This window comes from Bacillus sp. DX4.1 (genome assembly GCF_030348195.1).
In the GTDB taxonomy this organism is placed as follows: Bacteria; Bacillota; Bacilli; order Bacillales; family Bacillaceae_G; genus Bacillus_A.
In genome coordinates, this window is record NZ_JAUCFT010000004.1 from 1 (window position 1) to 1,004 (window position 1,004).

1 protein-coding gene is annotated in these 1,004 nt (G+C 41.2%); it reads left to right on the forward strand.

What is annotated here, in order from left to right; translation table 11 throughout:
* The coding region (locus QUF99_RS00165) for an IS200/IS605 family accessory protein TnpB-related protein (protein WP_289367987.1) at positions 1 to 717 on the forward strand (717 nt) is incomplete at its 5' end.
* Positions 718 to 1,004 lie beyond the last annotated feature (287 nt).

Below are 1,004 nucleotides of genomic sequence, written 5' to 3' on the forward strand. Positions count from 1 at the left end.
TGCTTAATCGATGTACCGGAACACCCTCACACAAATTATAGTAAATCGGATGGTGTAATTGGTGTGGATTGCAATCTAGATCATTTTGCTTGGGCGAATGTAACAAAGGATGGGAATTACAAAGGAAGTGGTTCCCTCCGTTTTTCTATTATGGGTAAATCAACTGGACAAATCACAAAGATAATCGAAGCGGAAGTCATTCGCTTAGTTGATCTCGCGTATCGGTATAACAAGCCGATTGTAATAGAAAAGTTAGATACCACGCAATCAAGGGCAGGTGATCGATACGGAAATAAGCGAGTGAATCGAATGAAGAGTATGTTCGCTTATAAGAAGATGACAAGCGCGATTTTGGGTTGTGCGGATAAAATGGGCGTGGCTGTCTTTCAAGTTAATTCAGCTTACACTTCGATTTCAGGGAAGATGAAATATATGCGGAAACTTGGCATTTCTATTCATCAATCTGCGGCTTTTACGATTGGGCGTCGTGGATTAGGGTATAAAGAAAAAGTACCTCAGGTGCTTCAGCCTTATATTCCAAAGAAAGAAGCACACCACTGGACCCATTGGCATCAATTAAACAATCGATTGGATATTCGGACCCATCATTTCTATCAGTTATACCATGTGAATCAGCCGAAAGAAGCCTTACAAATAGAACGATTAGACTTATTTGAAAGTGAAAAGAAAAAACTAGCAAAACTGTTTGCATCATGAAAAAAGAATCCCTTGTCCCAGTCTCTTACGCTTGTCACCAGAGCAGATAACAGGTCTAGGAACTGGATGAATGACAGGGTGTTCTTCGCCTCGATATAGGAAGAAAGTAGCTGTACCTGTTCTATTTTCCTCGGAGGATAGAAAGAGGTCGTCTTGCATAAGGACACTACCGAATTTCTATATCGTTGTATCCTCTTTGTTGAACGAGAGGAAGTGTTTTTGTTAGGGCAGAAACAGTAGAATCCCCCACCTCAAGCTCGTGTAGAGGTAGGTGGGGGTAGTTCAAT